Source organism: Methylobacterium sp. Leaf456 (genome assembly GCF_001425465.1).
Lineage (GTDB): Bacteria > Pseudomonadota > Alphaproteobacteria > Rhizobiales > Beijerinckiaceae > Methylobacterium.
Genome location: NZ_LMQV01000041.1, coordinates 1 through 18,322, shown reverse-complemented (window position 1 = coordinate 18,322; position 18,322 = coordinate 1). Strand labels below are relative to the sequence as shown.

Sequence of the window (18,322 nt, the reverse complement as noted above, 5' to 3'; positions counted from 1 at the left end):
AATCGATCAAATACGACGCATCAGGCCGCTTTTGCCTCGCGTTCGGCGGCGGCCTTGGCCTTCTCCTCGGCTTCCTTCGCAGCCTTCAGCGCAGCCGTTTTGGCCTTGCCGGCGGCCTCGTTCTCGCGGCGCCGGCGCGTGATGTCCGCCCGGAGCGTCGACAGGTCCGGGAGCACCGTCGCCGCGACCTGCTCGTCGACCCAGGCGCACCACTGCTCCATCACGGGCGCCTTCTGGTCGAGGCGGTCGTCAGCCGTGTAGTGCCGCTCCAAGACGTCGTCGCTCCTGATGCCCTCGTTGTGATCGAGCACGAGTTTCACCGTGTCGCGGGACACCCGGAACTCGTGCTGCAGGGTCGTTGACAGGCAACGCCGCAGGTCGTGCGGGGACGCCTTGATCCCCAGGTCGATGAGCCTGTGGTTGATGGCGGCGTCGGACATGTGGCCGAACGCATCGCCGCCCGCCTTCTTCGGGCGGATCTGGGGGAACAGGTACGGCGAGCCGCCGGTCCGGCGTAGCTGCTCCTGGATGCGGGCCCACAGCGCCGGCGGAAGCGGAACGACGTGCCGGTGCTTGTCCTGGCGCTTCGCCGCGGTCTTGCGGTGGCTCGGGCCCATCGACCACACGCCCCAGCCCGGCATCTCGATCCAGTCGACGAAATCGACGGTCAGGGCGCCGGCGACGGGACGACGGCGCTGGCCGGTCGCGATGAGGAGCTCCAGCGACATCGAGACCGAGCGGTCGAGGATGCCGGATCGCGCGACCGCGACCGCGGTCCCGACCTCGGCCGGCGTCGCGATGTAGGTCCCCGGCTCCTTTCCGTTCGAGCGGACCTTGGCCTCGGTCGAGCGCTCGGGCGCCTTCAGGCCCGCCATCGTCGTCGTGACGCCGGAGAGGTGCTGCCGCCGGTCCTCGGCCATGTACCCCCAGAAGGGGCGCAGGACGCTGGCCAGGTGCTCGGCATGCCGCTCCCGACCGCTCGCGTGGATCTTGTCGACGATGACCGCGAGCTCCGACCGGGTGATGCCGCGGACCTGGCGATTGGCGAGGACCGCGAGCTCGGGTTGCCCGAGCATCACCCGGTAGTCGTTCCAGGTGTCGTGGCGGCGGATGCGCTTCACCTCCGCGAGGTACGATTCCCGCGCCTCCTCCCAGCGCCAGTTCAACAGGTGCGGGATCTCGGCCTCGAACGCCGCGACCAGGGCGGGGTCGCGCTGCGGCCGGGCATGCGCCATGCCGAGACCGACGTACTGGTCACGGAGCCACTCCTCACCGAGCTCGGCATGGGGCGAGTTGAGGGCCTTGCGCGCCGCCCCGGCGATGCTCCGGGCCTGCTCCAGATCGAGGATCCCCGGCACGCCGATCTTCAACCGCATCGTCCGGTCGCCCCTCTCGAACTTGAGGCCCCAGCTTGGGCCCCGCGGCTTGATGCGGAGGATGAGGCCGGGCGCCCCCTTGTCGATGACGTCGTAGGGGGTCACGCCCGCCTTCGCCTTCGCCACGTGCTTGTCGACGGATTGCTGGGTGAGGGTGACGGCCACGGGCTACTCCGACGAACAGGGGCGGAACTGGGGCGGGGACTCTGGGGCGGGGTTCGGCCTGGTCGCAAGAGGGGAAACGGTGTCATGGTGAAGACCGGCAGCGCCATCAGGGGGTTATGGCGGGGTCGTCAGGGCCTGAAAACGGGGGCGGAGTGCCTAGACACTTGGAATCATAATCCTTGTGTCGGGGGTTCAAATCCCTCCCTCGCTACCAAACTTTTCGCCCGCCTGGTCAACGACTTGGCGGGTTTTTCATTGGCCGAAACACGTTCCTGCAGGCTTGCAACACGCTGCAACGCGCCTTGTGGTTTTACAACGGGTTACGACCCGGCGTAGGTTGGTCCGCGCAACACGGATGAAACACGAGACTTTCTGAAAGCCGGCACAGCCTATGCCAGATAAAAACTTTCTTGAAACTTATCCGTTGTATCGGCCGATGAGCTTTGAGGTGAGTCAGTATCTATCAAGTATCCCTAAGCCGCAAACGAATTTTGCTTGCCCCATTTGTGAGTCAGTACAAACATATGCAATGAATAACCATTACCATGACTCGTATCCCTATCCCAATTATCTTTCCCACGGCGAACGTGTTAAGGCAAATTATGTCTGCCTTGGCTGCAGAACGCACAATAGAGTATTTTTTATATACCTTGATGCCGCTAGCAAGCAAATCACGAAGGTTGGCCAGCATCCAGCCTGGACAATAGATTCAGATGAAAATATTGAACAGATGCTTGGTAGTCATAAAAATTATTTGAGGAGAGGTCAAATCTGTGAGTCTCAAGGCTATGGAATTGCCGCCTTTGCATATTACAGACGCATTATTGAGGAAGTAATTGATGGCTTACTTGATAGGATACCTGCGCTCCTAAGTGATCAAGAAAAAGAGCAATACCAGGCAGCGCTCGAACGAACTAAAACTACTCGTGTGGCAGCTGAAAAAATTGAACTCGTCAAAGACCTTATGCCGCCGATCTTAAGGCCGAATAACATGAACCCGTTGAAAGCTCTGCATGAGGCTCTAAGCGAGGGTCTTCATTCTCAATCCGAAGAACAATGCCTTGAACTATCCGAAGTCATTCGGGGCGCTCTTGTGTTTCTGGCAACGCAGATCAATGTGTCTACAGCAGCGGCCAATTCTTTTACAGAAAGTATGAGAAAATTACTCGAGAAAAAGAGTGGCCGATCCTAACCTATAATATGCCGAAGCTTGCACGAAAATCGATGATCCTTGTGTGGCATTATTCGTCTAAATTAGTAGATCAAGCGCATTTCAGCTGGGTTCCCCTACGGTTGCGCACCCTCTCTATCGTCTTCAAAACACGCCCATCGCTTAACAATTCGCGTGGAAATGGACTTGCGCGTGAGCGTGGTATGTTGGCAGAACGCTCCAACCACGCTCATTTTCCGGCCGTCATCCAATGCGAGCGGGATATCTCGCTGTAGCTCCATCATCTGGAGCATCACGCTCTCCGGATCGGAGAGTAATACGTCCCAGTCGATCGCGCGCGCTTTTTTGACAAGCGCCGCATCCGACGGGGCGACGATGCAATTGCCGCTCTCGATCGCGAACGGCTGCCAGGGGGCTCGCCCATCCCGGTCGTGGCTCTGAAAGCCGTAGGCTTCCAGGCATCCCCGCTCACCCGACCATCCAGCCACTACGAACTCGGCGTCACGCGGGGTCTGGTCGGCGATTCCGCGCTTACCCATTTCGGTGCGGTACTGGTCATGCACCGCGCGGAACAGCACGGGCGCGGCGTCGGCGAGCCCATCGAATTCCGTGAAGTTGGCGGACACGTTGGCGACGAGCGACGGGATAAGGATGGACGGACCCCGAAGCGCGATCACTGCCGGCAGGTGTGCCAGGATCGCGACCTTCTGCCCCTCGTGCACAACTCGGCCATCCGGCAGCCAGCTTGCACCGTCCGTCGCGATGTGAATCGCATCCGGCGTGGCAAAGACGTTCATCGCGGTCATGCTGGAAACTCCGAAGGGGGACGAGGGCAGTGCTGCCGAGGGCGGCGCCCGCCTGGACGAAGGCGGCGCCTGAGATGCCGGCGAACGATGCGCCGGCTAGGCCAAGGAGAGGAGTGAGGCCTGCTGCGAGCGGGCCGGCGAAGGCCATGAGGGCAAGGCCCGCGATGCCGGCGACAATGGCGAGTGGGCTCTTGCTCCTGCCGCCGCCCGCGCCGCCTCCGCCACCACCGCCGTGCGGCAGGTAGACCACCACCACCGTGCAGTCGCGGGCGAGGTATTTCCGCGGCCACGGCTTCACCCGACCGGCGGTGATAATCTCGCCCTTGTCGTTCTTGACCGGCGGCACCTTCCAGCCGCGCAGCACCCACGATTCACCGATCGGCTTCGAGAGCTCGGAATCGCGCTGGACCGCGATCATGAACGGCCGGGAGCGGTCGACATGCGCGGCAATCACCTGAGGCAGGCGACGGCGACGGCGGTCCAGCGCGATAGGCTCGCCGATCTCGCGGCCAGCGGCGTTGACCTGGATGAGCTGCGACATGTGCGACTCCTATTCGGGGGCGCCCGCGGTGCATGTACAACTGCACCGCGGGCTCGGCCGTAGAAGCGCCGGCCTTTGCGCACCGACCACGCCCCCGAGAAAAAGGGCCGCCGGTTCCGGGTGTTTTGAGCCACCGCCCGGTGGGCGCCGCCGGAGAAAATGAAGAAACCCCGGCGATCTCGAATTCCTGCCGACCGCGGACCCTCCATCCCGCCGACCCTCGGGCGTCCCCGAGCCGCCCGACGCTGCAGAACGCCAGGCTGACCCGTTAGAACCCCCTCAGCCGCTCGCGAGACGCGATGGCAGCCGCCATGGGTCCGCGGTTCCGGCCGACTCGCTCCGCCTGCCGGCGCTCGAGCATGTCGGCGACCACCTCGAGCGAGCCGTCTTGCCCGCGGCGGACCTCGTGCGATCCGACCTTGTCCCCGCCCGGCGCCTCGTTGACGATGAGCTTGACGCCCGGGGCGCTGGTAGCGGCCGCACGGTACATGGCGCTGCTGTCCTGGCGCGCATCCGTCGCAGCCGTCATCCTGAGGGCATCGGCCGCGACGCTGACCGGGCCGCCGCGCTCATAGCCGGGCAGGCCTCCTAGGCGCAGCGCCTCGACTTTCTGCACGCCGCCATGTCGGCGCACGTCAGCCTGCGAGAAAACCACCTCACCGCGGTGGACGATGCCGGCCGGTTCCTTGCTCTGGCCAAGGCCGGTGTAGCCGCCCGATTCGAACAGCCGCACGCCGCCCGTCGGAGATCCGGCGGCCGCGCTCGCCACCGAGAAAATCAAGCTGAATGGCAAGTCGCCTCCACCGAACATCGACTTGAGCCCGCCCATCAGGCCGCCGACGGCATCGGAACCTGCGCTCGCGGCCGGCGCCGTTCCCAGCAGGTGGGCCAGCGGCCCCGTGCCGGACAGCACCATTGGCCGCCTCCCGGTACTCGACCGACGTCGTCTTCGTCAGACCCAGGGCCCGCAGGATCGCCGGGCCCGGGGCGCGACGACCCGCCAGGGCGTCGTGGACGTAGACAGGCGACACCCTGTTCTCGCGCGCGAAGGCCGTGCTACCCCCCGCTTTATCTATGCGCGCCCTCAGGCGCTCCCGCACTTCATCGACCGTCACGACTCGCTCCTGGCTATTGACTCGTAGAAGCGTAGTATGCGTGAAACGCGTTTACAAGGTCTGGCTCAGATTGCACCCAGTATAGACTTTTGGGTGCAATTTTGGCCACGGGCAAAAGCTTAGACTTTCGAAGGATTACATTATGAATGCTTGCTGTGCGGCGAAGGACGGAGAGCGTGATCCTTCAAGGATAGCGGCGCCAGTCCTTGTGATCCCCGCCTGGGAGCGGGCCTGCGAGGCCGTCCTGGAGCAGGATTGCCTGGCTCTCGGGAGGCGCCTTTCCCCTGTGGATAGGACCGATGAGCGGGTCCGGCGGGGGCGTATCGAGGACGCCTATCCCCGCGCCCACTACGAGCTCGCGCCCGGGACGGTGGCGGTCGTGGCGCCGGGGTCCGGACGCGTCCCGCACCGGGCCTACGTCGGCCGGGACGACGGGACGGTGGCCGAGATCTCGTTCATCGAGGCGGGGGACCGGCTGGACCCGGCCGGCGCGAATCGGCGCGCATGGCACCGGCGCGTGCGGGCTTCCGGCCTGACGGCGACGCCGACGCGGCACCGCATGGAGCCCGGGCACGGCTACGAGGCCGACGTCGTCTACGACCGCCATGGTCAGCCGCACGTCGCCCTCTGCACCAGAGCGGCCGACCGGTACGTATGGCTGCGGGCCGTGACGTATGCCGAGGCCCAAGCCCTCGGGGTGGCGTGACGTACCGAGGGCGGCGCGTGTCGTATGCGTCGCCCCGCGGCATCATCGAGAGGTCATGTCAGGGAGGGAATTTCACATGCTCAAGCTCATCGGCGCAGCCATCGCCCGGGCGCTCGCCGCCATGAAGCGCATCGCGCTCGTCCCGGTCATCGAGGGCGGCCGCCTCGTCTGGCGCGCGGTCCAGGCCCTGGCGCCGCACGATCCCATCGCGGAGGCCGAGGCGGCCATCGAGGCGCAGGCCGCGGAGCCCGCCCCGGCGCCGGTGGCGCTGTCCCCGGCCGAGCAGTGGGGCCGGGCGTCGGTAGCCTATCTGATGGGCGAGGAGCGGGAGGCCGCCGACCTGGACGACGCCGCTCGGTTCTATCTCGACCACCTCTCCCTGGATCAGCAGGTCGCCCTGTCGCAGAACGACGCCATCGTGATCGGCCGACACCTCCTCGGCGAGCGGCTCCTGCCCAGCCTGCCGCGCCCGATGACGCCGGCTGAGTACCGCAGCATGGAGGCGGCCCGCGCCGCCGCCGCGGCCGCCGCAGCGCACCACCGCCTGACGGGCGACGAGAACAAGCGCCGCCACTTCGTCGCCGTCCTCGACGAACTCATCGCCGAGCCGCCGCGCGCTGCCTGATCGCGCCACCGTCGGAACGACGAAGCCCGCCCCGGGCGATCGGGGCGAACTTTTTCATGCGCCAACGTGCTTGTGGATAACTTGTCTCACTTGCTGGTTTTCGCTTGATCTTCCTCGCGCGCACACGCCGTGGCATCCCGTGAGCACATCATGGCATGCGCAGCGCCCTTCTCAGCCCCGGGCCCGCTTGGCGGCGAGGGCCCGCAGCCGGATGGCGGCCCGCCAGCGGTCGAAATCGGCACGGGCCTGACGCTCGGCCTCGTCGAAGGCGTGCTGGGCCATGACGCGGTCGTAGGCCATCCGCCCGGCGACCGCGCGGATCGCGGCGGCTTCCCGGCGAACGGCATTGCGCGCCTGTTGCTGCTGGATGAGGATCGACCCGAGCGCCATGGCGCCACCCGTCAGGGCGGTGTCGAAGGTGGCGGCGACCTGGTGGGCGGAGGTGTGGTACGNCTGTTGCTGCTGGATGAGGATCGACCCGAGCGCCATGGCGCCACCCGTCAGGGCGGTGTCGAAGGTGGCGGCGACCTGGTGGGCGGAGGTGTGGTACGACATCAGGGCGGCCTCCAGGTGCGGCGGGTGTACGAACAGTGATCGGGATCCCCGAATCGATGTCCAGCCGTCGTCTGCCGACGTGGTTACCGAACTGCCTGGYCCCTGTGGACAGCCATGCCGCTTCGGCCGCTCGGTACGAACGGGGAGCACGTATAGYCGACCTGGCCTGGCCCCCCGTTACACCAGCACGATACGAACGCCCCTTCTGCAAGGCGATGTAGCCGACGAGGTCGGCGAGGGCCGTGTTCTGGGTCGCCGGCGCCGTCANCAGGGCGGCCTCCAGGTGCGGCGGGTGTACGAACAGTGATCGGGATCCCCGAATCGATGTCCAGCCGTCGTCTGCCGACGTGGTTACCGAACTGCCTGGTCCCTGTGGACAGCCATGCCGCTTCGGCCGCTCGGTACGAACGGGGAGCACGTATAGCCGACCTGGCCTGGCCCCCCGTTACACCAGCACGATACGAACGCCCCTTCTGCAAGGCGATGTAGCCGACGAGGTCGGCGAGGGCCGTGTTCTGGGTCGCCGGCGCCGTCACTGTCAGCACGTCGCCTTGGCTGACGAAGTACGGGTTGCCTCTGGTCGTCTTAAAGGTCGCCACGGCCTTGCCGGCCGCGAAGGCGACGGTCCCGATGGTCGACCCGTTCAGGGCTAGCGTCAGCGTCACCGCCGCGCTCGCCGGACGATGAGGAACCCGCTTTCGGCATAGCCGATGGAGTTCAGCCGAGCGGCCCACCGGACAATCAGTGTGCGAAATTCTGACCCCTTGCGGACATTCGGGGCGCTGCCGCTGAAGGTCCGGATGGGGTGGGTAGCGGTCCCTGGCCTTTTGCTCCAAAGCCGACATACTGCCTTCGACCCAAACGCAGTCGTTCACGTGTAGCCGTCCGGCTTTCGAAAGTGGACGTCTGTTCAGCCGCTACTCTGACAGTGACGCGCCCATCCCGGTCATTCAGTGTGCCTCCGCCGTGGTCGGAAGTCAGTTCGTCCCGCGCGCATGAGCGGAAGGCCAGGGGATCTCCGGCACCGGCGTCACCGGACCCTTGCCGGCGAACCATCCTGCCAGGTTCTAAACGCAGTCGTTCACGTGTAGCCGTCCGGCTTTCGAAAGTGGACGTCTGTTCAGCCGCTACTCTGACAGTGACGCGCCCATCCCGGTCATTCAGTGTGCCTCAGCCCTTGTCGGAAGTCAGTTCGTCCCGCGCGCATGAGCGGAAGGCCAGGGGATCTCCGGCACCGGCGTCACCGGACCCTTGCCGGCGAACCATCCTGCCAGGTTCTCGATGACGAGCTCGCCCATCATGCGCCGCGTGTGGTGCGAGGCCGATCCGACGTGCGGCAGCAGCACGGCGTTGTCGAGCGCCGCGAGTTCCGCYGGGACATGGGGCTCGTTGGCAAACACGTCGAGGCCAGCCGCGTGGATGGCCCCGCTGCGCAACGCCTCGATCAGCGCCGTCTCGTCGACCAGCGTGCCGCGGGCGACGTTCACGAGGATTCCGTCCGGTCCGAGCGCCGAGAGCACCTCCGCATCGACCAGGTGACGCGTTCCGTCGTTGCCCGGCGCGACCACGATCAGCACGTCGCAGGCTTTGGCTAGACCGACGACGCTGTCGTGGTAGGCGTATGTCACRCCGGGCCGCGGCCGCCGGCCGTGGTAGGCGATGCCCACCCCAAAGCCTTCCAGGCGTGACGCGATTGCCTGTCCGATGCGTCCGAGGCCGACGATGCCCACGGTCCGGCCGCGGAGGGACGCCGTGAGGGGGAACGTCCGTCGGGGCCAGCCACCCTCCCGCAGGTAACGGTCSGCCTGCGGGATACGGCGGACGGCGGCGAGCAGCAGGCCGAGCGCGAGATCGGCCACCTCCTCGGTGAGCACGTCAGGCGTATTGGTTACCATGATGCCGCGACGGGCGGCCTCCGCGGTATCGATGGTGTCGTACCCGACGCCGAAGTTGGAGACGATCTCCAGCCGTGGCAGGCGGTCGAACAGGTCGGGGCCGGCCGGCGCCTGGCCGCCGACGACGACCGCGCGGATGCGCGGCCCGACCACGCCGAGAAACGCGTCCCGGTCCTCCGCCAGATCGAGGCKGTGAAGCCGGAAGCGCTCGTCGAGCGAGCGCATCGTGTCCGGCAGGATCGCCTTCAGAAGAAGGATCTCCGGCTTCTCGCCAGCCGCCATGTCCCAGGGTTCCTCGTGCTTGCAAGGATGGTGCGTGCCGCTATCCCAGCGCCTGCTCGACCGCTTGGCCGCATGCCTGGGTATCGGCGTTGCCGCCGAGGTCGCGCGTGCGCAGGGTCCGCTCCGCCAGCACCCGCTCGATGCCGGTGACGATCTCGGTCGCCGCCTCGGCCTCGCCGAGGTGCTCCAGCATCATCGCCCCCGACCAGATCTGCCCGATTGGGTTGGCGATGCCCTGGCCGGCGATGTCGGGGGCCGAGCCGTGGACCGGCTCGAACACCGAGGGGAAGAGCCGCTCCGGATTGATGTTGCCCGATGGCGCGATGCCGATGGTACCTGTGCAGGCGGGACCGAGGTCGGAGAGGATGTCGCCGAAGAGGTTCGAGGCGACGACCACGTCGAACTTGTCCGGGTTCAGCACGAAATGCGCGGTCAGGATGTCGATGTGGTACTGGTCCCAGGTGACGTCCGGGTAGCGCTCCGCCACCGCCCGGACGCGCTCGTCCCAGTACGGCATCGTGATGGAGATGCCGTTCGACTTCGTCGCGGAGGTCAGGTGCCGGCGCGGGCGCCTCTGCGCCAGCTCGAAGGCGAACTTGAGGATGCGGTCGACCCCGTGGCGGGTCATGATTGTCTCCTGCAGGGCGAACTCCMGGTCGGTGCCGGCGAACATGCGTCCGCCCGCGTTCGAGTATTCGCCCTCGGTGTTCTCGCGGACCACCCAGAAGTCGATGTCGCCGGGCTTGCGGCCGGCCAGCGGGCTGGAAACCCCGGGCATKAGGCGCACGGGACGCAGGTTGGCGTACTGATCGAACTCCCGCCGGAACAGGATGAGCGAGCCCCAGAGGGAGATGTGGTCGGGCACCCTGTCGGGCATGCCCACCGCGCCGAAGAAGATGGCGTCGTGCYCCCCGATCTGGGCCTTCCAGTCCTCGGGCATCATCCGCCCGTGCTTCTCRTAGTAGTCGCAGGAGGCGAAATCGAACCAGTCGAGCTGCAGCTCGAAGCTATGACGCTTGGCGGCCTTCTCCAGCACACGGWCGCCCTCGGGAACGACTTCCTTGCCGATGCCGTCGCCGGGGATCACCGCGATCCGGTAGCCGCGTCGCGTCTGGGCCATCTCTGTTTCTCCGGGGACACTCAGCTTTGTCGTTCTGGGGTTACGATGGCCACATCAGTTTCGCGGTCGAGGGATTGTCCCCGAAGGATGTGTCCGTACGCTGCAGGATTTCGATGCGAACGCCGTCCGGACCATCGATGAARATGACGCGGAGCCCAGGCCSGGCCTCGGTGATGCCGGAAACGACTCGTGCGTCGCGATGCCGGAGCTCGCGCATGGCCGTTTCGATGTCGTCGACGGCGAGGTCGATGTGCTCAATTCCGAGATGAGGCGGCACGGCTGCGCCGTTGAGGTCGTCTGGGGCTTGCTCGATGAACAGCGTCAGGCCGCCCAGGGAGATCGTCACCCGGGTGACGGCGGGAGAGCCGTCCCAGCGGATCTCCCGACCGCCGAGGGTGTCGACGTAGAACCGGGCCGCGGCGACGGCATCCCGGCTGCGCAGATGAAGGTGGTCGCAGCGGCAATCCATCGGTCCCGTCCCTTTCGTGGCTCCGCGACGGCATCCCGGCTGCGCAGATGAAGGTGGTCGCAGCGGCAATCCATCGGTCCCGTCCCTTTCGTGGCTCCGGCTTCGCGCCGGACAATCGGCATCCAAGTTCCGTGCGCCGGCGGGACCCACGGCCCGCCGGCGCCCTCGACTGGCTGTTACTCGGCCAGTGAGTTCGGGGGCATGAGACGGCAGCGTCAGCAAGGTGATGTTGCCGGGCACCACGAGGTCGGCGGCTACATGCCAGCCGGCGCCGTCGAGGATCAGGACAGCGTGAGCCCCGGGATCGACGGCGCGGCTGATCTCGGCCAGATGCGCGTTCATGGCCGGCGTGGCGCAGCAGGGCAGGACAAGGCCGGCGCCCTTGCCCTTCTCGGGACAGATCGCCCCGAAGATGTAGGCGGAAGCCGTGCGTTGATCCTTCGGGGCCGCGGGCCGGCTGCCCTTGCGGGTCCAGCGTCGCGGCGCGGTGTTCTTCTGGCCGACGCGGGCCTCGTCCTGCCACCAGAGTTCGAGCGGCATGCCGGCCGGCAGCGTGGCGCGGATCGCTCTCAGAGCCTGTTTGAGGTCGAGACCTTATGCTGGATTGTTGAGAGCGTTGGCGGCGATGAGGCAAGCCACGCAAGCGAGGCGGCCGGTTGCGACATCGAGGCGTCCGGCCCGCTCGCGGTTCAGGCCACCCCAGTGACTGAACCAGCCGAAGGTGCGCTCCACGACCCAGCGGCGCTCCAGCACCACGAAGCCCTTCTGGTCCGGGTGCTTCTCGATGACCCGGCGGCGCATGCCGTGGACGTTGCACCACACCTCGCAGCGCTCGGCTCGGAAGACGCTGTCGAAGAGGCCCAGACGCAGGCTCGGCCAGAACGGCTTGTCCTCGTCCAGCGCCGACAGCGCGTCACAGTCCTGCACGTTGGCCGCCACCACCGCCATGGCGAGGATGTGACCCTCGGCATCGACCATCATCACGCGCTTGCGGCCGACCACCCTCTTGGCAGCGTCGTAGCCGCGCGGCCCGCGCACGCCGATACACTTGACGCTCTGGGTATCGATGATCGCCAGCCGCGGTGTGGATCGCCGTCCGCAGCGGCGGCGCTGACGGCGGGCCAGCGCCCGCATCAGGGTGTCGAACAGCCCCTTCTCCACCCAGCGCCGGAACCAGCCGTAGACGGTGCGCCAGGGCAGGAAACCGTCGGGCAGAGCCCGCCAGCCACCGCCCGTCCGCAGATGCCAAGCAACCGCCGCCATGACTTGGCGCGCCGACTTGGCGTTCGATCGAGCCGGCGGGTCCGCCCGTTCCAGAGAGCGGGCTACCTCGTCCAGGCCCGCTTGAGCCACTACATCCTTCAGGCGCGTCTCATGGCGCGTCCGATGCCGGTCCGTCCACATCTGCTCTCCACGCCGCCCCGCCAGGCGCATGCCGGTTGCACACCAGAGACAGATGGGGACGACTGGCGGAGGACCTCAAACAGGCTCTCAGGCGGGCGGGGAGGTTTTTTTAAACGCCGTCAGGGCTTCCGGGTCCTGCTGGTGATGGCGCGGGCGAGCCGACAGCTTGGCATAGCCCATCCGCTTCACCTCCCGCCCGACGCTGCTCTCGTCGAGGCTGATCCCGAAGCGCTCGAACAGCCAAGCGGCCATGTCCTTCAGCCGCCACCGGACTACGCCGTGCCGCTGCAGGTCCGGCCCTTCCTCAATGACGGCCGCCAAGGCCTGCCGCTGAGCATCGTCGAGTTTGGGCCGCGGGCCGGGCTTCTTGCGCTCGATCAGGCCGTCCGGGCCGGCCGCATTGAAGGCCAGAACCCAGTCGCGCACCGTCTTCAAGCCGACGGCGCCGATCCGGGCAGCCTGGGTGCGGCTTTCGCCTTCGTAGATCGCGGCCAACGCCAGAAGCCGCCGGCTCTGACCGGCATCGCGGCTCGTTCGGGCCAGACGACGCAGGGCAGCAGCATCAAAGTCCTCGTGCAGATCCACGGCCTTCGACATGGCAAACCTCCTGGCTCGCCAGATCGAATCACACCTGCCGCTCACGCGTAAACCCGTGAGTCCTCAGCCATGCCAATTGGTATAAGGGGGGACATTGTGTCCCTCGTCATCCGCGCCTTACAGGGCGGGCTGCTTATCTATTCGTGCGCACGGGGGCACGGGGCAGGGTCTTGGATCGGAATGCGCCGACCTCGTACGGTGGGCTATTCGTGCGCACGGGGGCACGGGGTCCGGCCACCGAGATCTAGCGTCCCTCGATGCCGAGGTCGAGTTGGTCGCTGGCGTCATCCACAGCCGGAATTGGCCCGCCTTCGACAGCCCACCGTTCAAGCGCAGGGCGCGCCGGGAGGGCCGGCTCCTCGAATGGGGCGAGCCTTCCGAGGTCGCGGAGGGCGCGCAGGTTACGCTCCCGCTGCGCCATGCGCTCCGACCGCTCGTCCTCGTCGAAGGCCTCCTCGTCGGAGATGCCCGAGGCGACCTCGAACAGGCGCGTGAGACGGGCGCGGCCCGCGTCGTCCGGCGCCGCGAGCGCCAGGATGTGGTGCCAGTCGCCCTCGTCCGTCGCCCCGTCCAGGAGGCGGGCGACCGCCATACTTTCGAGCAGGGACCTGACGTGCCAGTCCTCGACCGGCTCGTCCTCCCCCATCGGGGCGCCGATGCCCGCGTTGCCGAGCGCGCAGTAGACCTCGCCGTAGGCGTGCTCCTCGGCGGTGAGAGCCGTGAACCGGCGGAGGGACTCGCGCTCCGGCTCCGTCACGTGCTCCCAAACGTAGTCCCCGACCGGGAGCCGCGCCCGGTCCATCCGATGCCCACTCACGCCAAAACTCCCGTCGCAGGGCTGGATGCCCCGTACGGGAGTAGAATTGGATTCGTGCTCCAAAGTCTATCCTACAACCTGGACTCTCGCGTGTCATGGTAAAGTAGGCAAAGCGGTTAACAGGTGGTTAACTCGCCAGGGCTATAGCCTCGTCGTACGCCTCAAGGAATTCGGCCGCGCCGCCGTCCTGGCAGATGACGTGCAGGTAGGCCGAGAGCTCGCTGTGACGCGTCTCGTTCTCGCGGCCCATCAGGTGCTCGCGCAGGACAAGGTGTCGCTCGCCCGGCGGTATGGTCCGGCGGGTCCAGTGGTCGGTCTGCTGCGCCTGACGAGAACGGCAGCATGCCGAGGGACGCGGTCGAGGATGCAGTCCGGCAAGGCGCCCGCCGGGTGCGGCTCTAGCCGGGCATGCCCCCGGCCCTGAGCCTGCCGGGTCGGGACGAGGTACAAAGAATCGCCGTTATTGCCGAGAAAGTACCTTGTAGGCCCGGCTCACCTTCCGCAACATTATCCGGGGGCGGTCGTGACGAGTCGCCCGAGGCCATTGCCAAGCACCCGCCGGCGGGCCGGGCAGGCCGACTATGGTGAAGACTCAATCAGCTTGTCCGTGAGCAAGACTGCTAAGCGCCATTAGCGGCCTTTAGCACAGGAGCGCTGGAATGACCGCTTGGCCCATAAGAGCCGCCATTGACGTGGGATGGCAGGTCCGGGCGGACACAACATTCTCATGTTGTGGCCCATTNGCACAGGAGCGCTGGAATGACCGCTTGGCCCATAAGAGCCGCCATTGACGTGGGATGGCAGGTCCGGGCGGACACAACATTCTCATGTTGTGGCCCATTAAACCGTTAGCAGGATGCCTCGTACACGCACGTCGACAGCGGTCCCCGCGCCAAGGGAATGTCCATGTCGGCGGTCATCCGATCTCGGGCGGCGAACCGCCCGGGACGCCCAGCGGTTCGTTCGAGGGCGGCATCTCGTCAGGTCCGAAGTCAGGCACGCCGCGCGGCTCTGGAAGCGGGCTCTGGTCGGGACTGGGTGGATGCGCAGGCGATGGGTCGGGGAACGTCGGGATCGGGCGGTCGGGAAAATTCGGGTTCGCCATGGTGGGATTCCTGTTCGCTGGTGATGGGAAAAACGACGCGCGGTCGCGTCAGCCCATGAAGTGCCAAGCTACCTCGGATCTGGTCCGCCCATCGTCGACCACCCCATCGGGGCGCAGGCCGACCTCGTCGATCCGGGCCTTCTCGGAGTGGTCGAGGGCGAAGTCCCGTTCCTTCGCGGCGGCGGCATGCTCGCCTTTAGCCAGATGCCTAGCCGAATGCCGGTAATGGGCGGCGGCCCGGTCGTGCTGGTGYGCGGCCTCCTCGCACGCCCGCGCCATCTTGCTCATAGCCATGGTCGTTCTCCTGGAGGGGGKGTTCGGAAGCCGCGTCAGCCCGCCGTCAGCCGCGAACCTGGGTCTGGGCCATKTCGCGGTTCCAGGTAGTCCTGGCGGCCTCGCGGGCGGCACGGGCGGCGTTCGCGGTGGCCGTGGCGGCCTTGACGATGGCGGCGCGGGCACCCGATGCGGCCCGGCGTACGGCCGCCATGTTCGACCGCAGCGATGCCTCGGCGGCATCCTGCGACTTCTCCATCGCCGCTTGCGTCGCCGCGACCGACTTGCGTGCGGAATCGGCGGCCTTGAGCATCGACGCGTTGGCCGCGATGCCTGCGRCCCGGTTGGCGTCGGCGATCTTGGCCTCGGCCCGGTTGGCGGCCTCCGCCGCGTCCGTGACGAGCTTCCCGATCATGTCGGCGGATTGCTTCGGGGCGCCCTTCASCGCCGCCTTCGAGGCCTGCATCGCGAGCCGGGCCGCCTCGCGGGCCGCATCGGCGGCCTCGTTCGCCTCGCGCCMGGCCTCACGCATCGTCGCCGCGGCATCCGTGGAGGGCGTCATCGGCGCTTGCGCCATGGCCGTGGTCATCGTCGTCAGGGCGAGGAAGGTCGCCGTCAGKGCCGTCATCGTACGCATGGTTGGATCCAATCGTGTCTTGGGGATGGGAGGCAGGGCAAGCCTGCTGAGGGGTTGGGCTCAATCGACCTGCGGGGTCTTGGAGGCGGCGCCCCAATAGGCGTYCGCCTTCGCCGTCTGCTGGGCGAACGGCTCCGCCTTCACGAACCGGCCCTCGACGATGCGGGGGGCCTGGTCCATGGCGTCCTTGCTCGTGTCGAGGACGAGGATGTTCAGGTTGGGCGAGACCTTGAACCGGTCCCACGGGACCGCGACGTGGCGTTCGCCGAGGCCGAAGACGCCGCCGCGGGCGACGACGAGGTAGGCGATCCCACCGCCCTCGGCCCCCATGACGATGTCGTCCACGCTGCCGAGTGCCACGTTGCCCRGTGTGCGCACTTCGCTTCCGAGCAGGTCGTCCGACCGGAAGGCGGCGGCCCGGCTCACGACCGGCCGCGCSAGCGAAAGCTCCTGCTTGCGGAAGCCCAGGGCGTTCGCGACCCGGAGATCACGACCCTGCATGCCGGTCTTGTACTGGTCGTAGCTGGCCTGGATCTGGACGAGCACGTCCTCGCACGGCTGCTGCATGCCGTGACGCGCCAGGATGTCGGCGGCGGAGAGGAGCACCCGGACCTCGTATCCGGGGCGGGCGTTCGCGTACCCCATCATCGCGGAGGCGGCGCCCATCGCCATGCCGTTGTTCCCGGCCATGCCGCCGAACCAGTAGCCGCCGAGCGGATAGCCGTAGCCGTAGCCCGACCCGCCGAGCCAGTAGCCGTCCTTCTCCATCCGGGCGTCGAACGCCTTGAGGTGGTCGAGGCATGCCTGCGCCGGCTTGGCCTCCGTCTCCACCATGGGTCCAGCCTTCGGCTCCTCGGCTGCCCGGAGCGGGGCCATAAGGGAGAGCGAAAGGACCGCCCCGAGAGCGATGGATCTGGCAGGCCGTTGCATGATCGGTTTCCGGGATGGCGGGCACCCAAAGGCTGTGCGCCCCGTCCACCCCTCCTGTCTGACCGCTCCGCCGCCTCGGTACTTTGTCCTGGATCAAGGCCGACCCAGGTCGGTCCGTGCTTCCTTCCGGCCATCGATCCYGAGGATCAAGGACAGAGCGCCGACATGAACGTGGCCAGTATCATGGTCTCCGTGGACCTCGGCCCCGCCGCGGCGGACCGCATCCAACTCGCGGCCTCCCTCGCCGGGCGGTTCGAGGCCGAGCTCATCGGCGTGGCGGCCCGCCAGGTATCGCCGCCGGCATACTCCACGAGCGCCTACGCGGCCCTCCAGGTCACCGACGTCGAAGTGGCCCGAGCGGCTGAGGACTTGGCGCAGGCGAAKCTCGTCTTCGAGCGCAACGTCGAGGGCGTCGCCAGGACCGACTGGCGTTCGGACATAGCCGAACCCTCGACCTACCTCGCTAGGCAGGCCAGGGCGGCCGACGTGGTGGTGGTGGGCCGTTGGGGCGTTCCCGATCCCCAGCCCGGCTTCCTGGGCGTGCTGCCCGGCCCCTTCGTCGTGGARGCCGGACGTCCGGTCCTCGTCGCGCCGCCCGGGATCGAGTCGCTTCGCATCGGCCGTGTCGTCGTCGCCTGGAAGGACACCCTGGAAGCGCGCCGCGCCGTCCTCCACAGCCTACCGTTCCTCGAACGGTCGGATCAGGTTCTCGTCGTCGCCGTCGGCCGGGAGGCGGAGGGCGACGGCATCGACGACGTGGCCAACTACCTCTCCMGGCACKGCCTGGCGGTCACGGCACATCGGCTCGGCAACGACGATGCGGGCGCGGGCGAGGCGATCCTSGGTTTCSTSGCACGCGAGGATGCGGACCTGCTCGTCATGGGCGCTTACGGACATTCCAGGTTGCGCGAATGGATGTTCGGCGGCGTCACCCGGGACGTCCTGCAGAACACCCCCGTCTGCTGCCTGATGAGCAATTGACCGCCCCCCGACAGGCGGGAGCCGCCATCYCATTCCGACGGAGACCCACATGATAGAACTGTTCGACCGCGAGGGCCGGGAAGCCGCCTTCTGCCGCGACGGGCACTCCGTCTACCTYTGGGACGGGACGCCCGCGGCCTACCTCGACGGCGACGCGGTCTACGCCTATTCCGGCCGGCTCATCGGCTGGACSAGGGACGGCTGGATCTCGGACGAGGCGGGCGGTCGCCTCCTGTTCGAGTTCGACGCCGTCGGCGGCCCGGAGAAGCCGAGGCGCCAAACCAAGACCACGNAGGGACGGCTGGATCTCGGACGAGGCGGGCGGTCGCCTCCTGTTCGAGTTCGACGCCGTCGGCGGCCCGGAGAAGCCGAGGCGCCAAACCAAGACCACGGCGGGGCCGAGAGGCACCAAGCCGGCCAAGGGAACCCCGGAGCCCGTCTCGCCACGCCCGGCCCCGTCGCAAGCATGGTCCGACCGGTCCTTCGCCGAACTCGTCTGACCCCGGTGCCGTCCGTACCGTCCCTCAGCATGGACGCACACGCTTCCCCTCATGCATCACGCGCCCACGCCGCGAACGTCCTCCTCGTTTGTACCGGAAGGCTGAAGCGCATGGCCGAGCGCCTGAATGCTCTCGGTGATGTGGGTCAGCACCGTCCGTATCCTCGGCGTGTCGCGATTGTCCTTATGGACCAGCAAGAGGATGTCGGCRCTGGGAGGCTCGGGAGGGCGCGGCCCGGCTGGAACTGCGCGT

At 67.2% G+C, this 18,322-nt stretch carries 16 protein-coding genes, 1 tRNA gene and 4 pseudogenes; 7 read left to right on the top strand and 14 right to left on the bottom strand.

What is annotated here, in order from left to right:
- Positions 1-20: 20 nt before the first annotated feature.
- Positions 21-1,541 (bottom strand): tyrosine-type recombinase/integrase, encoded by a 1,521-nt coding sequence (locus ASG52_RS18630; protein WP_056246677.1) that lies wholly within the window; start codon positions 1,539-1,541, stop codon positions 21-23.
- A 118-nt stretch (positions 1,542-1,659) separates the two neighbouring features.
- On the opposite strand from ASG52_RS18630, the gene ASG52_RS27395 reads away from it, so the two are divergent.
- Positions 1,660-1,755: transfer RNA gene (locus tag ASG52_RS27395), tRNA-Met, on the top strand.
- 234 nt (positions 1,756-1,989) lie between these two features.
- Positions 1,990-2,733 (top strand): hypothetical protein, encoded by a 744-nt coding sequence (locus ASG52_RS27390; RefSeq protein ID WP_210170417.1) that lies wholly within the window; start codon positions 1,990-1,992, stop codon positions 2,731-2,733.
- Between the two features lie 95 nt (positions 2,734-2,828).
- Here the strand turns inward: ASG52_RS27390 and ASG52_RS18625 are convergent, their stop codons facing one another.
- Positions 2,829-3,518, bottom strand: a complete 690-nt coding sequence (locus ASG52_RS18625) for a hypothetical protein (protein WP_056246675.1) — start codon at positions 3,516-3,518, stop codon at positions 2,829-2,831.
- A gap of 809 nt (positions 3,519-4,327) precedes the next feature.
- Positions 4,328-4,975: a phage tail tape measure protein gene (locus ASG52_RS18620; protein ID WP_056246672.1), complete on the bottom strand. Its 648-nt coding sequence runs from the start codon at positions 4,973-4,975 to the stop codon at positions 4,328-4,330.
- Positions 4,976-5,460: 485 nt separating this feature from the next.
- On the opposite strand from ASG52_RS18620, the gene ASG52_RS18615 reads away from it, so the two are divergent.
- On the top strand, positions 5,461-5,880 hold the full coding sequence (locus ASG52_RS18615) for a hypothetical protein (protein ID WP_156384030.1): 420 nt from the start codon (positions 5,461-5,463) through the stop codon (positions 5,878-5,880).
- Positions 5,881-5,956: 76 nt separating this feature from the next.
- The gene (locus tag ASG52_RS18610) at positions 5,957-6,505 is read left to right on the top strand and encodes a hypothetical protein (RefSeq protein WP_056246666.1); all 549 of its coding nucleotides are present in this window, start codon (positions 5,957-5,959) and stop codon (positions 6,503-6,505) included.
- Between the two features lie 1,742 nt (positions 6,506-8,247).
- On the opposite strand, the gene ASG52_RS18600 is transcribed toward ASG52_RS18610, so the two are convergent.
- From ASG52_RS18600 to ASG52_RS18560, 11 genes and pseudogenes are all read right to left on the bottom strand, one after another.
- Positions 8,248-9,237: a 2-hydroxyacid dehydrogenase gene (locus ASG52_RS18600; RefSeq protein WP_056246660.1), complete on the bottom strand. Its 990-nt coding sequence runs from the start codon at positions 9,235-9,237 to the stop codon at positions 8,248-8,250.
- Between the two features lie 40 nt (positions 9,238-9,277).
- Positions 9,278-10,357, bottom strand: coding sequence for a tartrate dehydrogenase (locus tag ASG52_RS18595; RefSeq protein WP_056246659.1), 1,080 nt, complete (start codon positions 10,355-10,357; stop codon positions 9,278-9,280).
- Positions 10,358-10,397: 40 nt separating this feature from the next.
- A pseudogene (locus ASG52_RS18590) lies at positions 10,398-10,802 on the bottom strand (VOC family protein); the annotation flags it as partial.
- Positions 10,803-11,015: 213 nt separating this feature from the next.
- A pseudogene (locus ASG52_RS26585) lies at positions 11,016-11,369 on the bottom strand (transposase); the annotation flags it as partial.
- A gap of 51 nt (positions 11,370-11,420) precedes the next feature.
- Positions 11,421-12,230 carry an IS5 family transposase gene (locus ASG52_RS18585; RefSeq protein ID WP_286159102.1) on the bottom strand — a complete coding sequence of 270 codons (810 nt, stop codon included), beginning with the start codon at positions 12,228-12,230 and terminating at the stop codon, positions 11,421-11,423.
- Between the two features lie 96 nt (positions 12,231-12,326).
- Positions 12,327-12,827: pseudogene (locus ASG52_RS18580) on the bottom strand (winged helix-turn-helix domain-containing protein); the annotation flags it as partial.
- 244 nt (positions 12,828-13,071) lie between these two features.
- A complete protein-coding gene (locus ASG52_RS18575; protein WP_156384029.1) occupies positions 13,072-13,644 on the bottom strand; it encodes a hypothetical protein in 573 nt (190 codons plus the stop codon).
- A gap of 127 nt (positions 13,645-13,771) precedes the next feature.
- Positions 13,772-13,894: a hypothetical protein gene (locus ASG52_RS28455; protein ID WP_286159101.1), complete on the bottom strand. Its 123-nt coding sequence runs from the start codon at positions 13,892-13,894 to the stop codon at positions 13,772-13,774.
- Positions 13,895-14,797: 903 nt separating this feature from the next.
- The gene (locus ASG52_RS18570) at positions 14,798-15,043 is read right to left on the bottom strand and encodes a hypothetical protein (protein ID WP_056246645.1); all 246 of its coding nucleotides are present in this window, start codon (positions 15,041-15,043) and stop codon (positions 14,798-14,800) included.
- 46 nt (positions 15,044-15,089) lie between these two features.
- Entirely contained in the window at positions 15,090-15,659 is a 570-nt protein-coding gene (locus tag ASG52_RS18565) for a hypothetical protein (RefSeq protein WP_156384028.1), read from the bottom strand.
- A gap of 60 nt (positions 15,660-15,719) precedes the next feature.
- Positions 15,720-16,493, bottom strand: a complete 774-nt coding sequence (locus tag ASG52_RS18560; RefSeq protein ID WP_056246640.1) for a PRC-barrel domain-containing protein — start codon at positions 16,491-16,493, stop codon at positions 15,720-15,722.
- A gap of 261 nt (positions 16,494-16,754) precedes the next feature.
- Here ASG52_RS18560 and ASG52_RS18555 point away from each other — a divergent pair, with 261 nt between their 5' ends.
- The 3 genes and pseudogenes from ASG52_RS18555 to ASG52_RS28075 form a co-directional block, all read left to right on the top strand.
- The gene (locus ASG52_RS18555) at positions 16,755-17,570 is read left to right on the top strand and encodes a universal stress protein (protein ID WP_056246638.1); all 816 of its coding nucleotides are present in this window, start codon (positions 16,755-16,757) and stop codon (positions 17,568-17,570) included.
- A 49-nt stretch (positions 17,571-17,619) separates the two neighbouring features.
- Positions 17,620-17,862: pseudogene (locus tag ASG52_RS28805) on the top strand (4-fold beta flower protein); the annotation flags it as partial.
- A gap of 1 nt (position 17,863) precedes the next feature.
- A partial coding sequence (locus tag ASG52_RS28075) for a 4-fold beta flower protein (protein WP_353612500.1) occupies positions 17,864-18,070 on the top strand: 207 nt, incomplete at its 5' end.
- Between the last annotated feature and the right edge of the window lie 252 nt (positions 18,071-18,322).

What these genes read in the sequence shown, in the direction of transcription:
- ASG52_RS18610 (WP_056246666.1), top strand. Translation starts at nt 5,957, where the DNA reads ATGCTCAAGCTCATCGGCGCAGCCATCGCCCGGGCGCTCGCCGCCATG.
- ASG52_RS18625 (WP_056246675.1), bottom strand. Translation starts at nt 3,518, where the DNA reads ATGACCGCGATGAACGTCTTTGCCACGCCGGATGCGATTCACATCGCG.
- ASG52_RS18585 (WP_286159102.1), bottom strand. Translation starts at nt 12,230, where the DNA reads ATGTGGACGGACCGGCATCGGACGCGCCATGAGACGCGCCTGAAGGAT.
- ASG52_RS28455 (WP_286159101.1), bottom strand. Translation starts at nt 13,894, where the DNA reads ATGGGCCGCGAGAACGAGACGCGTCACAGCGAGCTCTCGGCCTACCTG.
- ASG52_RS18620 (WP_056246672.1), bottom strand. Translation starts at nt 4,975, where the DNA reads ATGGTGCTGTCCGGCACGGGGCCGCTGGCCCACCTGCTGGGAACGGCG.